General features: G+C 41.4%; 19 protein-coding genes. 6 read left to right on the top strand and 13 right to left on the bottom strand.

Annotated features, from left to right (window positions below):
* Positions 1-64: 64 nt before the first annotated feature.
* From QT990_RS21270 to QT990_RS21225, 10 genes are all read right to left on the bottom strand, one after another.
* Positions 65-355, bottom strand: a complete 291-nt coding sequence (locus QT990_RS21270) for a hypothetical protein (RefSeq protein ID WP_333142271.1) — start codon at positions 353-355, stop codon at positions 65-67.
* Between the two features lie 24 nt (positions 356-379).
* Positions 380-640 (bottom strand): hypothetical protein, encoded by a 261-nt coding sequence (locus tag QT990_RS21265; protein ID WP_333142272.1) that lies wholly within the window; start codon positions 638-640, stop codon positions 380-382.
* A 531-nt stretch (positions 641-1,171) separates the two neighbouring features.
* On the bottom strand, positions 1,172-1,537 hold the full coding sequence (locus tag QT990_RS21260; RefSeq protein ID WP_333142273.1) for a hypothetical protein: 366 nt from the start codon (positions 1,535-1,537) through the stop codon (positions 1,172-1,174).
* Between the two features lie 138 nt (positions 1,538-1,675).
* Positions 1,676-2,044, bottom strand: coding sequence for a hypothetical protein (locus tag QT990_RS21255; RefSeq protein ID WP_333142274.1), 369 nt, complete (start codon positions 2,042-2,044; stop codon positions 1,676-1,678).
* Between the two features lie 41 nt (positions 2,045-2,085).
* Positions 2,086-2,472: a hypothetical protein gene (locus QT990_RS21250; RefSeq protein ID WP_333142275.1), complete on the bottom strand. Its 387-nt coding sequence runs from the start codon at positions 2,470-2,472 to the stop codon at positions 2,086-2,088.
* Between the two features lie 194 nt (positions 2,473-2,666).
* Positions 2,667-2,993: a hypothetical protein gene (locus QT990_RS21245; protein ID WP_333142276.1), complete on the bottom strand. Its 327-nt coding sequence runs from the start codon at positions 2,991-2,993 to the stop codon at positions 2,667-2,669.
* Positions 2,994-3,082: 89 nt separating this feature from the next.
* The gene (locus tag QT990_RS21240; protein WP_333142277.1) at positions 3,083-3,436 is read right to left on the bottom strand and encodes a hypothetical protein; all 354 of its coding nucleotides are present in this window, start codon (positions 3,434-3,436) and stop codon (positions 3,083-3,085) included.
* A gap of 81 nt (positions 3,437-3,517) precedes the next feature.
* On the bottom strand, positions 3,518-4,006 hold the full coding sequence (locus QT990_RS21235; RefSeq protein WP_333142278.1) for a hypothetical protein: 489 nt from the start codon (positions 4,004-4,006) through the stop codon (positions 3,518-3,520).
* A gap of 77 nt (positions 4,007-4,083) precedes the next feature.
* Entirely contained in the window at positions 4,084-4,491 is a 408-nt protein-coding gene (locus QT990_RS21230; RefSeq protein ID WP_333142279.1) for a hypothetical protein, read from the bottom strand.
* A gap of 66 nt (positions 4,492-4,557) precedes the next feature.
* Positions 4,558-4,938 (bottom strand): hypothetical protein, encoded by a 381-nt coding sequence (locus QT990_RS21225; RefSeq protein ID WP_333142280.1) that lies wholly within the window; start codon positions 4,936-4,938, stop codon positions 4,558-4,560.
* 77 nt (positions 4,939-5,015) lie between these two features.
* Between QT990_RS21225 and QT990_RS21220 the strand changes: the two genes are divergently transcribed.
* Both QT990_RS21220 and QT990_RS21215 read left to right on the top strand, forming a co-directional pair.
* A complete protein-coding gene (locus QT990_RS21220; RefSeq protein ID WP_333142281.1) occupies positions 5,016-5,837 on the top strand; it encodes a DNA cytosine methyltransferase in 822 nt (273 codons plus the stop codon).
* 16 nt (positions 5,838-5,853) lie between these two features.
* Positions 5,854-6,060, top strand: coding sequence for a hypothetical protein (locus tag QT990_RS21215; RefSeq protein ID WP_333142282.1), 207 nt, complete (start codon positions 5,854-5,856; stop codon positions 6,058-6,060).
* A 180-nt stretch (positions 6,061-6,240) separates the two neighbouring features.
* On the opposite strand, the gene QT990_RS21210 is transcribed toward QT990_RS21215, so the two are convergent.
* A complete protein-coding gene (locus QT990_RS21210) occupies positions 6,241-6,762 on the bottom strand; it encodes a hypothetical protein (RefSeq protein WP_333142283.1) in 522 nt (173 codons plus the stop codon).
* Between the two features lie 92 nt (positions 6,763-6,854).
* On the opposite strand from QT990_RS21210, the gene QT990_RS21205 reads away from it, so the two are divergent.
* The 4 genes from QT990_RS21205 to QT990_RS21190 are packed head-to-tail and all read left to right on the top strand — an operon-like array spanning position 6,855 to position 12,188.
* Positions 6,855-7,283 (top strand): RNase H family protein, encoded by a 429-nt coding sequence (locus QT990_RS21205; RefSeq protein ID WP_333142284.1) that lies wholly within the window; start codon positions 6,855-6,857, stop codon positions 7,281-7,283.
* Positions 7,284-7,331: 48 nt separating this feature from the next.
* Positions 7,332-8,855: a hypothetical protein gene (locus tag QT990_RS21200; RefSeq protein WP_333142285.1), complete on the top strand. Its 1,524-nt coding sequence runs from the start codon at positions 7,332-7,334 to the stop codon at positions 8,853-8,855.
* A gap of 4 nt (positions 8,856-8,859) precedes the next feature.
* Positions 8,860-11,571 carry a hypothetical protein gene (locus tag QT990_RS21195; protein ID WP_333142286.1) on the top strand — a complete coding sequence of 904 codons (2,712 nt, stop codon included), beginning with the start codon at positions 8,860-8,862 and terminating at the stop codon, positions 11,569-11,571.
* 53 nt (positions 11,572-11,624) lie between these two features.
* Complete coding sequence (locus tag QT990_RS21190) at positions 11,625-12,188, top strand: HU family DNA-binding protein (protein WP_333142287.1); 564 nt, start codon at positions 11,625-11,627, stop codon at positions 12,186-12,188.
* Between the two features lie 70 nt (positions 12,189-12,258).
* On the opposite strand, the gene QT990_RS21185 is transcribed toward QT990_RS21190, so the two are convergent.
* Both QT990_RS21185 and QT990_RS21180 read right to left on the bottom strand, forming a co-directional pair.
* On the bottom strand, positions 12,259-13,098 hold the full coding sequence (locus QT990_RS21185) for an ATP-dependent DNA ligase (protein ID WP_333142288.1): 840 nt from the start codon (positions 13,096-13,098) through the stop codon (positions 12,259-12,261).
* A 16-nt stretch (positions 13,099-13,114) separates the two neighbouring features.
* Complete coding sequence (locus QT990_RS21180; protein WP_333142289.1) at positions 13,115-13,942, bottom strand: hypothetical protein; 828 nt, start codon at positions 13,940-13,942, stop codon at positions 13,115-13,117.
* Positions 13,943-14,003: the final 61 nt, after the last annotated feature.

Genomic DNA, 14,003 nt, shown 5'->3' with positions numbered 1-14,003 from the left:
TTACGCCTACGATTGATGATGGAAAGATAAACTTGCCATCACCAATCACTGTTTAGGTTAGCCGTTAATCATCAGCAAAAGTGTCTGGATAAGGTTGAGCGATGGAGTAGTAACATTCTCTGATAGTCAACAGTTGTTCGATCGAGAAACCTCTTTCTGTTGCTAAGAGAGAAAGTTCAGTTAGATCCATCGATCGAATTTTGCACTGTCTCCAGCGACTGTAGAATCTGGTGTAACGCTGGTTTAAATCTTCACGAATCTCAGGATTAGTTTCAAACACCTCCCATGCGAGTACACGGAAGGCATCACGTAGGCGTAGAGTTGTCTGTTCTGTTTGTGAATCAATCTGAATCATGGTAGTAGTAGAAGTAGAAGTAGGTTAGGTTTCTGACTGGCTGTTTAGTAATGCTTGGATAGAAAAGCCTTTCTCCATGAGATACCAAACAGTTCGATAGTAATCCATCGAATGAATTTGATGGATTTGCCAACGTTTGTTAAACTCGTCTTCACTCATCTGTTCGTGGTAATGTTGCCAAGCTAACGATTTGAAAGCCAACTTGAGCTTTTTAGTAATTTCAGATTTCTCACGTTCAGATTCAAAGACTTGTCGTTCACGTTCTTCACGTTCATTTAGAGACATCTTTTGTTACTGCTGTTGTTGGTGTTGTGGAAAAAGGTCATTAAGAAGCTTGAAAAGAGTTTCTTTGTTCTCGATCGACACCTTCAATGCGTAAGGAAACAGCGCATCGTTTTCGGTAAGAAACTTAACTTTGCCACTCAAATTAGATGCGGGAAATGCTACTTGAAGAGAGGTTGCTCTAGGAGTGAGAACCAGTTGATATCTTTTGTCACGTTTGTTTTTGTAGCCAACGTATTGTTCTGTGTAGCACCGGACTAACTGAGTATTCTTTGCTAACCAAGTTTCTGCGATGTCGCTACGCGACCCGCAAGCTACGAAAACAAAGTTGTTCCACCTTGAATTGTTTTAATGTCAGTAGAAATCAATTGAGGTACACCGTCAATAACTTCAAATCGTTTAATCACATCGTAAACTATTTTGTCCGACATAAGAATTGTGGGTGAATTAGGTAATGTGGATAGTCTAAGTTTCTCCTTACAGAAGTAGTAAAGAGAAACTTAGGTCTTAGCTTTTAGGTAGTTGAATAGTCAGCTACTTTTTCTTGCAGCGAATTACTTCAGCAACAAACTCAGGACTTAGCCCACGTATTTTAATTTCAAACGGGAAATCTTTAATCCGCTTAGCTTTTCTCGGTTCGGCTTCTTTCGGGAGTGTGTAACCGCCAACTGTAGCTACGAGATTGAGATATGTAGTAGCCTCAGTTTTCGATCGAATCCCTATGTACGTGATGAACGATTCAAATCCTGAAGCTGCATCGGGCATTTCTTCCCAATTGAATTGATTATTGGTTGTGCCGACAATCGTGATTCGATCGCTCAATCTTACTACAACGTAACTGCCGTGCGGTGATGTTTCCACTACTTTACCTTCAACACCTGCAAAATTGACTGTTTCCATGACCAAGATTCCTTACTAAGTAAATAACTCAACACTTCAAAGCGAAGCAAAACATTAACAAACCTTGGAAACAGTTTCTTGATTTTGTTTCTGTGATTGTTTCTAGGATTGTTTCTAGGATTGTTAATGTTTTTGTAGCTAAGCAGGATGAGGAAAATGCTGTAGAGTTTGGAGAAGATACTCAGGTTGTAGTCCGATCGCTCTTACTTCATGGGGATAGCCACGGACGAACCTGGAAAAAGAGACATCATCATTCGGAGTTCCGCCAGCTTTGGTGATTGTGTCTTTGATAAATTCAGCTTCGTTGTAGGTATGTGCCCCTACATACAAGACAAACCGCTCTGATAGAAAACCTGCGAGATTATCTGTTGTTTCATCCCAAGTAAATCGGCTTGTGTAAATGCCTTTGATAGCAATTCGATCGGACAGTCGGAAAATAAAACAGCCGTGGTGTGGAGACAACGCCAACACCTCAGCTTGAATTCCACCGAAATTTATTCTTTCCATTTCACTAATCCTGTAATTGAACAATTCAATAAGTCAACGTTTTATAGCGAAGCATACACCTCTTCTGTCTCTGTTGTAGTAGCAGATACAGGATATGGAACAAACGACTTGAAACAGGCTTGATGTTGAATTCTGTGCTGATTACCGATCGATCGAAAAACTTCTTTAACATTCTTGAGGCGAAGATGCTGAAGATTTAATGAACCTTGCGAATACTGTTGCCAGAATCCTTGCTGGTGCAGGTGCAGGCACAGATAAAAGCCGTAATCTGGGAAAACCAACACTGGACATTTGATGCCAGTTAGGTAAGGCTGAAATTTCTTAACTGGTTCCCCTAACTTATGTTTGCTACCCTTGTTGATTAACCAGAAATCTGCTTCAGGCAAATTGTTTTTCACAATCCAGTCAAACAGTGATACGTTTTGCATTTCATTTTGGGGAACAACATCACTTCCCCAAAACGAAGTATTTTCATCTCTCTTTCTTCACTTCAACTCTTACACATAGCCTGTATCTGCTTATATGTACCTGTACATAGCGCACATGACCGTCACATGAGCATGACATGAGCATCACATGAGGGAAACAGAAACAGTTTGAATTCCTGTTCCCCTAGTTAGAATTACCAGAAAATACTGATAAACTCATCACCATGAAGAGTTTCAGTGCGATCGCCATTTTCATCAAGAACTATGTAGATGAAAGCTTGATTGACGTGGCTAGTTAAATTCATAGCTAGAACCTGGACAATTCCAACAGAGGTATTGTATAAACTACCGATTTCAATTCGATCGCCATTCTGACACAACGGCAATTCACATTGAAAATACATTTCCCCGTCACTGTTCTTGTAAATAAACACACCATCGCGCCATTTACAATGTCTGCCAATTGTGTCAGAGATACCAAAATTAGCAGATTGTAGTCTATCAATTGCGATTACTGTCATAATAGTTGCCTCAAATTTGCACTCCTCAGCGAAGCATTCAAGAACCTCAAACTGTCTGGATAAACATCTTAAGATTCTTGAAATGAAAGTTAGACAGCGCTATCGAATTCCCAGGACAGAAGTTTTTCTTCAGTTCCTTCTTCAGTTTCGACAATATACTCAAAATATTGACTGACTGTTACTGAACGGACGATCGACTTAACCGTAACTACCCCGCAGACAGTCGAATAAAGGCTACCTACCTGGATGCGATCGCCATTGACAGATAACGGGAGTTCGCAAGAGAAAGGATATTCCTTCCTACCATCTACGCAAACATAGACACCGCCTCGCCAAACCAAATTCTCGTTAACCGACAAATCAAACTGAGACTGGTCAGGGCGAGGGCGGGAAATCAGGGTAACTACTTTCTTTCCTGTTGGTTTAACTGTAACTAAACTCATGGCAAACTCCGCAATAAAAACTCTTGTCTCTATCGCGAAGCGCCCTTCGACTCCGCGAGCGTGCAAGAAGCCACAGTTCGATTAAGCGTTGATTATCGGGTATTCTGACCAATACCATTCCAGAAATCTTTTGATGAATTGAGCAGTAGGTAAGTCGTAAGAACTCACATACCAAAGAAATAAAGGTTCATTTCTATGTCTCTCACAGAAACGAAGGAAATGTCTATTAACTGTTTGAGTGTGAATTTTGTGCCAAATAATTTGACGTTTTTCTTCGACTGTTGCTCCATCAAAATAAGTAGCTAAATTGGTCAATTCTTTCCGCTGTTTACAAGCCCAAGTTGCCAAGCGAATGTCTGTGCCTTCATAAGCAATAGCATAATGCCATTTCAAACACTCATCGCTAACTCGCTTGCCGTTTCGATCGAAGTAAGTTCCTTGTCGTCTGTTGACATCATAAGGAAAAAGGTTCATTGGATTGATGTGAATGTCTGACATGATTTTCTTAATATTAGAATTGTGGTTGTGATGTTGCGTGGTAGAATAGTCAGATAACAGCTTCTTACCCAAGATTAATTTCCGGTATCGCTGAAAACCTCGGCTTCTTACCAGGAAAAGACATAAATTCCTTTCCTGGTACAGCCGATCTAATTTAGAACCTGATTTGCCAAATAATCAACGCATCTGGCGACAAGTTCAGCATGAGAGCGATCGGAAATATAAATCAGCTTGAGCCGACCTGTATCCCGATAAGCATGAGCTAATTCCATGACCGATCGAAAGATATCTGAATCAGGAACTAAATTAGGCTCATAGAAACCTTTTAATCTGACTTTGAAATATCTGGGTAAATGCTGCTGGATTTGTTGCCATAACATTTGCCGATATTCCTCAACAGAAAACTTGCCTCGCCAAAGCGGAGAATTGTCAAGTTGGTCATAATGATCGGTTAGACCTTCACTAACATTGAAAACTTCGCGGTCAATATCGATCGCAAATTTAACTTTCTCAGTCGTGAATTTATCGAAATCAAATTGTTCTACAGCAATAGTCATGATAGTTACAAGTGATAGGTCACTCCCTTATCGCGAAGCGACCCTCACCAACCAACCTCAATTGCCTCAAATTCTGATAATTTTGGTTTTCCTTTCAGTTCGATCGATGTTATCCTTGGTTCCACGACTGTTGCCATCCCAGAGAGCCAAACCGTAATCGCAAACTGAGCACATCATCTTGTCTCGATCGACATAGTTCCCTGCAACTCCAACCGTTTCATACCCCGTCGTATTTCTCGGTTTTCCGTTGCCGTTCCACAAAGCAAAGTAAACCTTAACGTTCAGGTAATTCGATCGACGCAGATATTCTTGAACTAACTTGTCTACGCCTCCCGCATCACCAACTATTATCGAAAACTTTAGCTCCATTATTCGATCAATTGATGGTAATCCAGCGGTGATATCTTTGATTGAGCGACTGCCAGAAATCATTACAATTTTAGTCATATTAGTCACAGTTGTTGATTAGAAACTACTTCCCAAACACGAAGTGAAAATGATAGAATTAAAATAAAGTTACTAAAATGAAACTGAAATGCGTTGATTTGTTTGCGGGAATAGGAGCTTGGGAATTAGCAGGGAGTTTAGTTAACGCCAATTCTCAGATTAAATTAGAGACGATCGAATTCGTAGAAAAAAACCCATATTCTCAAAAAGTTCTACAAACTCACTTCCCTAATATTCCAATCCATTCCGATATTTGTGATTACCTACCAATCAAAAATAAAGCCGATGTCTATACAATCTCGTTCCCTTGCACAGGTACATCCAGAGCCGGAACAAAAACCGGACTCGTTCACATCGAATCAAGTTTATGGTTCCAAGCACTCCGATGCGTCATACTCGGTAGACCAAGTTTTGTATTGGTGGAGAATCCTGTCGGGCTTATCGATCGAGGGCTACGAACAATTATTGCCGGACTCAGAATGGGCGGTTACGAAACAGAAGTTGAAGTTATCAGCGCGTCGGAGTGCGGTGCGGTACATGAGAGGCAAAGAGTCTTTATCATTGCCTACGCCAACCACTTTGGCATCCAGCAACGGAAAAGGTGGGAGGGCTGGTCAAAACACATTGGAACACAGATTGAAATCGCAAAATCGTTTACCAGCTACCCAGAAACTAAACCCAGAACTATGCCTTTGGATGATGGCGTTCCCGAGTACATGGCTGGATTGCATTATGACCACTGGTGGCGATTCAATCCCCCGCCAGCCGAGCCAGGAGTAAAACGGAGAACTCCAGGCAGGGCAGAAGCAATCAACTTAGCAGGTCTGTCGATCTGCGTTCCCCAAGCGACTGTTCCTTTGATGCGTCTCCAGTTTCTAGCTTCTCTACTTCAATATTAATAATTCTGCGAAAGAGATGAGCAATCTAGAAGAACAAATCCGTTTGTACCGTCTAGGGCTATCTTATTCCGAGATAGCCAAACATACCCACACGACAGCAGGAAAGGTACAGCGCAGTATCAGAGCATGGGACTTACAGCCTAAGCAAGTCGAACCATCTACTCGTAGCTTGCGGGGCCTTGCACTGAGCGTAGTCGAAGGGCGTAGCGCCATCGACCGCTGAAATTGAAGCTTTGAGAGAACGCATTCGTAGTTTGCGGAGTCAGGGGTTATCTATGAAAGCGATTGGTCGTCAAGTTGTTTCAAACCGTTGTTTGGTACGATCGTCCATAAGTAAAACTTCCTTAGTTTCTAAATGAATATCAAATTTTTGTTCTTTGACTGCTGAACTTCTTCGCTGGACTTATAAATAATATGCCATCACCCGTTCAAATTCTTTGACTACATAGTTCATAAACTTTGGGTTTCGATCGAACAACGTTGAAAATCTCTCAGGCAGACTATTAAATTCTTGTCGTACCAGTTCTTCTACCATGAAAAAGACCGCATAGCCGAAATAATAAAGCTTAGGGGCTATGTCACCTTCTGGTGTAAAACCTTCTGTTGATATGTAGGATTTTCCATTTCGATCGAGATACTGAACTAAATAGATAGTCCCGCCACTCTCCAACTCTAAGGATTCTCTATTATTTTCTGTCAAGTTTCCATGTGGTTGATCGAGTTTGAAATCGTTATACATTGCTCTTGCTAAATAGTTCATTTGTTCCAACCGCTCAGTCAGTCTTAGATTTTCTGCTTTTACCCTCAAACTTTCTATTAACAGTTCAGAATTCTCGCTCAATAATTCCGAATTCTCGATCGACAATCCAGAATTGATAACCGATAAACGCGCATATTCTCTCAACAAATCTGTGTATTCTGACATAAATCCACCCAATTCTTTGTTATATTATAGCAATAATTCAGGTTTTAGGTAGCTTCGCTTTTAGATTTTGATGTTCTTTTTGGTTAAAAGTAATGACAACTGTAACTGAAACAAAAAGTGTGGTTAATATTCATTGTGATGGTGCTTGCTCAGGGAATCCAGGGCCAGGTGGTTGGGCTGCATTACTCACAATTCCAGACAAAACTAACAAGAAAATGATTAGTGGTCAATCTGATACAACCACTACCAATAATCGAATGGAATTGACAGCAGCGATTGAAGCGTTGAAAGCTCTCAAGAAGCCTTGTAAGGTGACACTGTTTTCGGATTCAAGCTACGTCGTAAACACAATGGCTAAAGGTTGGAAACGTAACGCTAATCAAGACTTGTGGGAAGAACTTGATAAATTAGCAAAAGTTCATGAGGTGACATGGATCTGGCTAGCCCGAAACTCTACTCCTGAACTGACTGAATGCGATAGAGTTGCTAAACTAGAAAGTTTGAAAAAGTCTAATTCTTAAAATTAGCTAATGACGGTAGGCATTAAGTGTGTGAATTGAATTATAATATTGTTAAAAATATCTCAAACCACACTTACTATGCCTACCAATCCACTCGATGATGTTTGGGCTAATTTTCAATCACTAAAAGGAGTTAGTGAAGTCAAAAAGATAATGGAGGCTCCTCAGCAATGGCTCCTGGAGCAACCGCTGACTCAGGGATTGTTGGCTCATCCAACGGCTAAAGTTCTTTTAGGTTGGCTTCAGTCATCGCAGAATGTAGCAGCATTTCCTCTTCTGATAGCTCAATGTGGAACAGCATTTTTGGAAACATCCCACGGCATCAACCGTGCCTACAACAGCAAACTTTATCCCAATTTAGCGGGTGCTGGTGAAAGAGCGTTGGCTGGATTAATTTCTACAAGTACAGAGAAAGGTATCTATGGTGATGTCATAAATGCTTTCAACAATAGCTTAAATCTCCCAGAATTGTCCAAAACCGGGGTAAAAATTAACTACGCTATGGATGAGGCTTGGAGATCAATTAATCAAAAAAAGCTTCTAATGCAGGAAGAAGCTAGAAGATTACGAGATAAATATTACCAAGAATTGCAAGATGAACGACTAAAATTAGACGATCGACGTAGAACGCGATCTAAATACAACAATGTGGCTAGAAGTTTAGTTGCTATGGGTGATGCACCTATCCCTTCTCCAAGAATTGTACGCTCTACGACAGGTACAGGAACAGGTACAGGAACAGGAACAGGTACAGGTACAGGTACAGGTACAGTAATAGGTAATAGCAACTACGAGATCAACTCAATTTACAACGATCAAATCTTATCAATGCGAAGTATCAAAGTAAATGCGAGTGCTTTGATAATTGTCCCGGTGATAGCGCCGATCGTTGCTGTAGGAAGTGGTTTAGCGACAGTAGGAATTACAGCAGGCATAATTTCTAGCATAGCAAGTTGGTTTTTAACGACTTGCATGAATTTGGCAGGAATTCCAGCAAGTTTAATTACAGCTCTTATTCATTGCGTAACTTCGATCGTTCTCAAAGTCTCTGGCAGTTCAGGGGCTGAAGCACTAAGATTTTTTGCTGCTTCTGCTTTGAAAATTAACGAAGCTTTGTTGATGACTGTTTTTGGAACCAGTAATATGAATGTTACTGCCTGGATGTTTCTGATTGCAATGGCAGGGCCGATTTTAATTGTCTCAATCATTATCATTTTAGCGATGCGAAATAAAACTGCTTTGTCGAAAACTCTCTATGTCTTTGGAGATTTAGTGGATAATCCTAACAGATTCAATCTGAGAGTAGCTACCATGTACGAAACTAATGCGATCGAAATATTGGATCAGTTCAAACTCTCAGCTAAAAATATGCGCGACAATGCCAAACTTGCTATGAGCCAAATCATAGGACTCGGATTAGATCCAAAAAATGAGTATGCAATTTGTTATAATTTAACTAATCCTGATAATCCAATTCAAGTCACTGGAAAAGAAGAAATTGCAGCATTATTAGGACCTGACAAAGTTGCTAGAATAGCAACAGGTAGACTCAATTTTATGGACTTCATTTAAACAGATGCCAACAATTTATGAGCTAAATTACGACTGGTACGGCGCAGACGAAACACTGGCAAAAGTAGCAACAACTGCTGTTTGGTCAGTGTGGGACTGTGTTGCAAAAGAATGGTCAAATACTCCCAAAGTAACTTTGCGAAATACTCTGCTTTCAGGGTTACACAAAGATGTTGGCAAAGATAGATTTTGTATTGGTGAAATCCCAGAAAATACAAAAAGTCCTACACTGCTGAATCCATTTATTGTGGATAAAACTGATCGATATCAACTGGATTTAGCTAGTAACTCTCGCAATCATGGTAGGTTTACATTCAATCTAGCTCCGATCGGGAGTGATTACTATGGAGGATTAGTAACAGAACAATGGAAACGAATCATTTACGGCAGTATTCTTCACACAGGATGCAAACATTTAATAGGTCGAGAATTCAATTATGTGATTGTTGATGATACAGCCAGAGATGCTAATGGCAATCCTCAAGATGATCCAGTAAATAAACGGCATTGGAACAGCGGAGACAGTCACGCCAAAGCTTCCAGAGAATTTATGGAGATATTAGGCGCAGGAACAGTAGAATTTGACACTGATGAAATTGATGCTGATATTCCTATTCAGTTTAGGATAGCTGCATTTAAAAAATGGGTAGCAAAAGGGACGATCGCCTACAATCCTCTGTTAGATGAATCAGGCTATGATTTGGTCATTCCTTGGAGTTCGTTAAAAGGCAAAAAACCAGCACTCGGAAACTATACCGATAAACTGCTATGCGGGCTGGTATTTGAAGCAGAAAAGCGCACCGCAAAAGCAGGCTGGATGCTGTTTCAATGGTTTAAATTTGAAACTCTGGAACAAGACAATATTATTACCAAGCTACGAGAGAAATGTCAGAAATTAGCTGCTGCTACTAACTCAATTCAAGCCTTGGCTAAAGAACTCCGAATCCATCAAGAAGAAGCAGCACAAGAACGTGAACAAGGCGATAGTATTCAGTCCGAAGCTGAATATATCAATACTGCAATGGAGATTATCAAATATGACATAAAAGGCAGACTGTTACTGCATCCGTACATAACTGGCAAGGTAGCAGAAAGACTTCGCGCAGTTTGGCTCAACTTAGCCAAAGCAGCCGGAGTTCGTTTCTGGTCACTCATGTCCCAACCTGATGAGTATTTCCAAAAGTACGAAAGTACGGATGAGAACAACGTAACCACTTTTACGGAAAAAGTTTTCTGTGCACCGGGGATGGCGATCGGCGAATACATCGTATTTTGCAATCCTATGAGGCATTGGGGAGATTGTCAGCTCTGGATCAACCGTCATGAAGGCACTTATGCCAAAGGCTATGGATTGATGGCAGCCTCGACAAAACTCATGCTGAATTTGGGCAGAGACTTTGACGGCGACTTTGTTCAGCTCATCGCATCCAGAGAGTATCCAGCTCTGAGAGATGCGATCGCCAACTTTGACAAACCTCCATCGGTTGACAAGCTTCCAAAAATGGCACTGCCTGGAACTCTTCAGGAAGTCGCCATCAACAGCATGAACGATAGCACTGGAATTGTTGCCTCACTTCTCGGTCGGGCGCGAGGTGCGGGAGTTGAAGGAATAGTGCTGCTGATTCCTCCTGGTGGGATGCAGACAGCTCCCACTGAAATGTCAATCATTGACTTTCTCAGTCAGGAATTACAAATTGCGGTTGACTCATTAAAATCGGCATATCCGAATAATGACAAGGGTTTGCAGGCTGTTACTGACTATCTCAACACTCTCGGAGACGCGGGCAAAATTCCGTGGCTCAAAGATTTTAAAGAGGATGCGGTTTATCTGTCTCGCCCCTGTGCCGTTGCCGACGATGCGATCGATACTATTTCCCGCCTGGTCAGAGTTGTCAATACCTACTGGCGACCAGCTCAATTGGAAACCAACATCGACATCAACTCCTTTGAGAATGCGCTTTTTGTCGGTGTTGTAGTCGATCAAAAGCAAACAGACTTTGCTTTTGAACAACGCTTTGCATATCGAGCAGAAATGAGCATTGCGATCGAATGGAAAAACCAAAATGATGGGGATACTACCAAAATCCGTGAGGTGTCGGCAAAATTTCAAGCTCTCAAAAACTCTGCTCTTGAACAATTAGCTGATGCCAACGGTGAGGCTTTCAGCGCAAAAAGTTGGGCTGCTGCATATTGGCGAGCTGTTCATACTAATGCTACTGAGCTCAGCACCGGATCACTTGTATTCAACTTATTCAGGGAAGAAATCGTGACAGATTTACAAGAAAACCCCGACACCTTGCCTTATTTCAACGCATACAACGTTCACAGACAAACTCCAAGTGTCTGGAGTCGAGGTGAATGGAAAGGGCAAAATGTACTTGTTCGCGTTGTCCAACGAATGAAGCCTGCTGCCGGAGAAGTCGCAGCACGAATGGAACTTGCGGTAGATATGAGCTTTCCTGAAAGTACCAGAAATGTCGGATACTTCCCCCTTGGATGGATACCGAAAGAGTACCAAAGTAAAGTTGCGATCGGGGAAACTCGTGAGATGCGCTGTTACACCAACGGCAAGTATATGGAAGATAGCGGACAAATCATCACCAAAACAGTTCGGCTCTATAACCGATCGCTCTCTCAAGAACAAATTGATTTCTTAGAAGGCAAGTTCCCAGCAGGTCTTTATAAGCCAGAAGATTTTGGTTTACCACCAAATTAATCATTTGATGGTGCATAATTAAAATATTCATTAGTCATCCGAACAGATTAGTTATGTCTGCCTTAACTGACCACGTAAAAGCGTCAACTGGATTTGCTGAAAGTACCATCAGCGCGGTATGGGATTCAGCCGTAGCCTTCATGTCACTCACTCTCCGCAACGGTGAAAAATTACCGTTGGAAGGGTTAGGGATTTTAAAAGCTAGCGATCGACCTGAACGTCAAGGGCGCAACCCTCGGACTGGAGAAGCTACCACTTTTAAAGCTTCTCGCAGACCTAAGTTGACTTTCAGCAAAAACTTTTTGACTTTAGTTCAGCCAGATCCAAGCCAACCACAGCCTGCACCTGCTGCTGAATCTACTGCTCAATCAGTCGCTCCTGTTGCTCCTGTTGCTGCTATTCAGCCTCCTCCTATTCCAGCCGAATTGCTACCGCAAAAAACCTTGAGTCATCCTGAGCAAACCTGGCAAATCAAAGCCCCTGATAGTTCCTTCGTTGAAGTACCAACAAGTGAACTAGCGGGCTGGGGAGTTAACGCTAGCACTCCGGTTTACTCGCCTAGCACAGGCTGGAAATTAGCGGGGAAAATCCCGGAACTGGTAGGAATCGTCAAATAGTTTTGAACCAGACAGAAAAAAGCTTGAGTAGATGTACACTACTCAAGCTTTTTTCTGCGTCTATTTTGGCTCACACAAATGTCGAGAATACTGGATGCCGTAAAGAGCCTGTAGCGGTCACGCCAAGATAAACTACTTCCAGCGTTCTGCCTAAATAATCAGCTTGGTTTGCAAATATTGTCGATCGCTCCAGGTCAGTAAATCCTGTGCCGACTCGACTATTGATAATTTGACCGTTAATCATTCCCCGAATCAGTAAATTACCCAGAGACTTGGCATATTTGCCACTACCTTTGGTAAACCCAACCACCGTAAAGTTGTTCTTAACAAAGTTTTTCACTTTTAGGAGATTGTTCGATCGAACCCCGGAGTAAACAGAGTTCGGATTCCGCAGCATTATCCCTTCATCTGAGAGTCCAGAACTTTTGACCAATTCAGCTTCAGTTTGGATTACCAAAGGATTATTTTCAATCAATTTCTGAGGGACGTAGCTAACTTTCCCCATTGTCGGGAAAATTTGCTTGACCTGATCTACTTCATGAACTGTCTCCATTGTCGGAAATTGATTGAACCCGATCGCAAAGATGCGAAACTGAACTTTGTGTTTATTTGCTACTACAGATTCTACAGTTTTTCTACTGCGGACAATTCCTGAGATAACATCAAAAAGAGTTCCAGGGATGTACAACTCACCGTCTATAAAAGATAAATTATTACTCGCTCGGATACTTTCGCATATTTCCTCAATCTCAGTCAGTCCTGAATATCGAGTCAATCCCGATCGGCTTCTCAATCCACTCGTCATATTTTCATATAAGCAGCGGACTCCATCTAGTTTAGGGCTGCTAAACCATTCAGCAACACCATAGTTTTTCGCTGGGCTGTAAGTATTTGCTAATTGTGGCAACATAATTCAAACTTGCTCCTTAAACGAATCGACCCAAAGCAGGGGTTCGTAAATTCCCTGTAGCACTTAACCCCATATAAACGATTTGGACTTGTTTACCCATATAGGAATCTCTATTTATCCACAAATCCTGTTCCTCTTCCTCGTTCAAGCCGTAAACACGAGTAATTTTATTAACTCCATTCACCATGCCTTCAACTGACATATAACTTACGAAATTTACTACAGGATTTTGAGTGAATCCAACAACAGTAAAAATTCCGCTTGTGATGCCCTTCACTTTCAGATAGTTATCCGATCGCACTTCTGAATAAACTGAATCAGGATTTCTGAGAAATATTTCATCAGAAATCCCAGAATTCACTATTTTTGTATATTCATCAAGAATTCCGAGCGGTGTACTGCGAATCAATTCTTGAGGTATAAAGCTCACCATTCCCAGCGGAGGGAAGTTTTGTCGCATCAAAGTAATCATTTGATGCCCTGTCAGATTAGGATTTGTTGTTTCAACAACAGCAGAAACTCTAAACTCTACAGCAAACTTATCAGCAAGGTCATAGTTGGTTCGATCGCGTACCAATACCGTAAGTTCATCCAGTGTTTTGCCGGGAATAAATAACTCACCATCCATAAAGGAGAGATTGTTAGCATCACAGATACCTTGACAAGCTAACTCAAGCCGATCGATACCAACGAATCGCGTAGTCAAAGTCTGGCTTCTTAATCCCTTTATAGCACCAAATCTGTGATAAATACACCTAATTCCGTTGAGCTTAGGACTGCTAAACCAGAAACCTGTAGGATATTCCTTTGCTGGACTGTAAGTGTTTGGTAATTGTGGAAGCATTTTAATTTTTGTGGTAATTCAATAGTCTTAGCTTCACAGCCCTGCTTTATCAGAAAACAGA

Origin of the sequence: Microcoleus sp. T3_B1 (assembly GCF_036700445.1) — a bacterium.
Lineage (GTDB): Bacteria > Cyanobacteriota > Cyanobacteriia > Cyanobacteriales > Microcoleaceae > Microcoleus.
Note: the sequence above shows the minus strand (reverse complement) of the source record. Positions and strands in the feature narration are given on the sequence as shown.

Bases quoted from the DNA above. Each gene is read 5' to 3' on its own strand.
- QT990_RS21270 (WP_333142271.1), bottom strand. From the start codon at position 355: ATGATTCAGATTGATTCACAAACAGAACAGACAACTCTACGCCTACGT.
- QT990_RS21265 (WP_333142272.1), bottom strand. From the start codon at position 640: ATGTCTCTAAATGAACGTGAAGAACGTGAACGACAAGTCTTTGAATCT.
- QT990_RS21260 (WP_333142273.1), bottom strand. From the start codon at position 1,537: ATGGAAACAGTCAATTTTGCAGGTGTTGAAGGTAAAGTAGTGGAAACA.
- QT990_RS21255 (WP_333142274.1), bottom strand. From the start codon at position 2,044: ATGGAAAGAATAAATTTCGGTGGAATTCAAGCTGAGGTGTTGGCGTTG.
- QT990_RS21250 (WP_333142275.1), bottom strand. From the start codon at position 2,472: ATGCAAAACGTATCACTGTTTGACTGGATTGTGAAAAACAATTTGCCT.
- QT990_RS21245 (WP_333142276.1), bottom strand. From the start codon at position 2,993: ATGACAGTAATCGCAATTGATAGACTACAATCTGCTAATTTTGGTATC.
- QT990_RS21240 (WP_333142277.1), bottom strand. From the start codon at position 3,436: ATGAGTTTAGTTACAGTTAAACCAACAGGAAAGAAAGTAGTTACCCTG.
- QT990_RS21230 (WP_333142279.1), bottom strand. From the start codon at position 4,491: ATGACTATTGCTGTAGAACAATTTGATTTCGATAAATTCACGACTGAG.
- QT990_RS21225 (WP_333142280.1), bottom strand. From the start codon at position 4,938: ATGACTAAAATTGTAATGATTTCTGGCAGTCGCTCAATCAAAGATATC.
- QT990_RS21220 (WP_333142281.1), top strand. From the start codon at position 5,016: ATGAAACTGAAATGCGTTGATTTGTTTGCGGGAATAGGAGCTTGGGAA.
- QT990_RS21215 (WP_333142282.1), top strand. From the start codon at position 5,854: ATGAGCAATCTAGAAGAACAAATCCGTTTGTACCGTCTAGGGCTATCT.
- QT990_RS21210 (WP_333142283.1), bottom strand. From the start codon at position 6,762: ATGTCAGAATACACAGATTTGTTGAGAGAATATGCGCGTTTATCGGTT.
- QT990_RS21205 (WP_333142284.1), top strand. From the start codon at position 6,855: ATGACAACTGTAACTGAAACAAAAAGTGTGGTTAATATTCATTGTGAT.
- QT990_RS21195 (WP_333142286.1), top strand. From the start codon at position 8,860: ATGCCAACAATTTATGAGCTAAATTACGACTGGTACGGCGCAGACGAA.
- QT990_RS21190 (WP_333142287.1), top strand. From the start codon at position 11,625: ATGTCTGCCTTAACTGACCACGTAAAAGCGTCAACTGGATTTGCTGAA.
- QT990_RS21185 (WP_333142288.1), bottom strand. From the start codon at position 13,098: ATGTTGCCACAATTAGCAAATACTTACAGCCCAGCGAAAAACTATGGT.
- QT990_RS21180 (WP_333142289.1), bottom strand. From the start codon at position 13,942: ATGCTTCCACAATTACCAAACACTTACAGTCCAGCAAAGGAATATCCT.